This is a genomic window from Nitrospirota bacterium (assembly GCA_020846775.1).
Taxonomy (GTDB): Bacteria; Nitrospirota; 9FT-COMBO-42-15; order HDB-SIOI813; family HDB-SIOI813; genus RBG-16-43-11.
Genome location: JADLDG010000046.1, coordinates 1 through 2760, shown reverse-complemented (window position 1 = coordinate 2760; position 2760 = coordinate 1). Strand labels below are relative to the sequence as shown.

2 protein-coding genes are annotated in these 2760 nt (G+C 45.2%); both read left to right on the top strand.

Annotated elements, in window-relative coordinates:
- Window positions 1–84 precede the first annotated feature (84 nt).
- Window positions 85–1485, top strand: coding sequence for a glucose-6-phosphate isomerase (locus IT392_07350; protein ID MCC6544303.1), 1401 nt, complete (start codon window positions 85–87; stop codon window positions 1483–1485).
- Between the two features lie 78 nt (window positions 1486–1563).
- A partial coding sequence (gene serS, locus IT392_07345; protein ID MCC6544302.1) for a serine--tRNA ligase occupies window positions 1564–2760 on the top strand: 1197 nt, incomplete at its 3' end.

Sequence of the window (2760 nt, the reverse complement as noted above, 5' to 3'; positions counted from 1 at the left end):
TGATATCACCGGATGACCCGTTAAAATATGATTTCGCCCTCTGCCACCTTGGCATATCGGGTAAATGGAAGGAGGTTCTGTCAGATGGAACAAAATGAGATACGTCTTGATTTTAACTTCATGATGAGGGAGCAGATAGGTGAAGATTCAGGTATAGATCCCGGAGACATAGATTTTTTCTCTGATACAATTAAAATTATTCACGATGAGTTGAGGGGCAAGAGGAAAAGCGGAGAACTCCCCTTCTTCGACCTCCCTTATCAGGATACGAGTCGCATAAAATCAATTGCATCGGAGATAGCAGGAAGTTTTGACAACTTCCTGCTTATAGGTATAGGAGGTTCAGCCCTGGGTCCTCTTTCAATCCATAATGCACTGCATACACCATTCTATAATCAATTGTCAGGGGGCCCCGGAAAGGGAAGGCCACGGATCTATTTTCTCGATAATGTAGACCCGGATGAAACGACTGCACTACTGGAAGTTCTTGACCTTAAGAAAACCGTCATCGTTGTGGTAACCAAGTCCGGCGGTACTGCTGAAACAATGGCCGGCTTTCTTGTGCTGAAAGCCGCCATACAAAAGACAGCCGGAAAGATTGATCCGTCTCAGGTAATTGCAATTACTGACCCTGATAAGAGCGACCTGTTAAAGATTGCCAGGAAGAATGGTTACAGGACTCTTGAAATACCTGCAGGGGTTGGAGGAAGGTTCTCTGTCCTTACCCCTGTCGGACTGCTTTCTGCGGCCGTCTCAGGCATAAATATAGATGAGATGCTGGCAGGGGCCGCTCTTATGGACAAGCGGTGCAGTAATCCTGACGCATGGCATAATCCTGCATATATGAAAGGACTACTTGAGTATATGTTTCAGACGAGGCAGGGCCGGCATATCTCGGTTATGATGGCCTACTCAGAGGCACTCGGAACCATCATTGATTGGTTCGTACAGTTATGGGCGGAAAGCCTCGGGAAAAAACATGGGATTGATGGACGAATCGTCTTCACAGGTCAGACTCCGGTTAAGGCAATAGGTGCAACGGATCAGCATTCACAGCTGCAATTATACATGGAAGGACCACATGACAAGACCATTACATTTCTGAGGACAAATAAATTCAATAACACAGTCTCCATACCTGAAGACTTCCAGGATATTGAAGGGATTAGCTATCTTGGCGGCCACACACTGAATGAGCTGATCCTTGCAGAGCAGAAGGCAACAGAGGTTGCACTTGCAAGGAACGGAAGACCCAGTTGCCGTATAGACATCCCGGCAATAACGCCTTCAGTAATAGGACAGCTATTTTACATGTTTGAGGTCCAGACCGCATTTGCCGGTGGTCTATACAAGATAAACGCCTTTGATCAACCTGGAGTAGAAGAAGGGAAAAAACTGACGTTCGGGATGATGGGGCGAAAAGGGTTTGAAGATAAAAGGAATGAGATTGAAGGAATAAAGCAGATCAACAGGTATATAATATAACCCGTTGCCTACCCGGTATATTCGTTGACTATTCCATGCGTGAATGTTAAAGTAGACGACTGCACAAGGCTATAGAACATGTTAGATATTAAACTGATAAGAGAAAATCCTGCGAAGGTTAAGGAAGGCTTTGAGAAGCGGAGAGAAAACATAGATATTGATTCTCTCCTTAAACTTGACGCTGACAGGATTTCACTTCTTAAACGTATTGAAGAACTCAGATTCCAGAGAAACAAGACCTCTGATGAAATAGGCACACTGAAGAGAGAAGGAAAATCTGCAGACCAGCTGTTAGGACAGATGAAGGTCGTCTCTGACGATATCAGGCAATTGGAGGTGGATATCAGGGGTGTAGAAGACCAGGTGCAGGAAATCCTGTTAGTCCTTCCTAATATTCCTGATGAATCAGTACCGGTTGGTGAAAATGAAAAGGGGAACATTGAAATCAGGAAGTGGGGCAATATCCCAGATTTCAGTTTCGAACCTAAACCACACTGGGAAATTGGAGAAGACCTTGATATCGTTGATTTTCAGCGGGCGACCAATATAGCAGGCGCCAGGTTTTCTCTGCTCAAAGGTTCCGGTGCATTGCTTGAGAGGGCGCTGATCAACTTCATGCTCGATCTCCATACGAGGGAACATGGATATAAAGAGGTCGTTCCTCCATTCATGGTGAACAAAAAAACCATGACAGGGACAGGTCAGTTGCCGAAGTTTGAAGATGAACTTTTCAAGATAGAGAGAGACGGCTTTTATCTAATTCCCACTGCTGAAGTCCCTGTGACAAACATCCATCAGGGTGAGATATTGCAGGAAGAGGTGCTTCCGTTATATTATACGGCCTGCACCCCATGCTTCAGACGTGAAGCTGGATCATATGGTAAAGATACGCGGGGGTTGATAAGACAGCATCAGTTCAACAAGGTTGAGCTGGTTAAATTCAGCAAACCTGAAGAGTCTTATAGCGAACTTGAAAAACTTACTAATAATGCAGAAGAGGTTTTAAAAAGACTTGGTCTCCCTTACAGGGTCGTCGCCCTCTGCACCGGAGACATAGGGTTTTCTTCAGCAAAGACATATGACATAGAGGTATGGCTCCCGGGTCAGAACACATACAGGGAGATATCATCGTGCAGTAACTTTGAGGCCTTTCAGGCGAGAAGGGCTGACATAAGATACAAGGCAGGCAAAGGAAGAACGGAATATGTCCATACGATAAACGGTTCAGGGCTTGCAGTAGGCAGGTCACTTGTGGCAATATTAGAGAATTATCAG

Bases quoted from the DNA above. Each gene is read 5' to 3' on its own strand.
- IT392_07350 (MCC6544303.1), top strand. From the start codon at position 85: ATGGAACAAAATGAGATACGTCTTGATTTTAACTTCATGATGAGGGAG.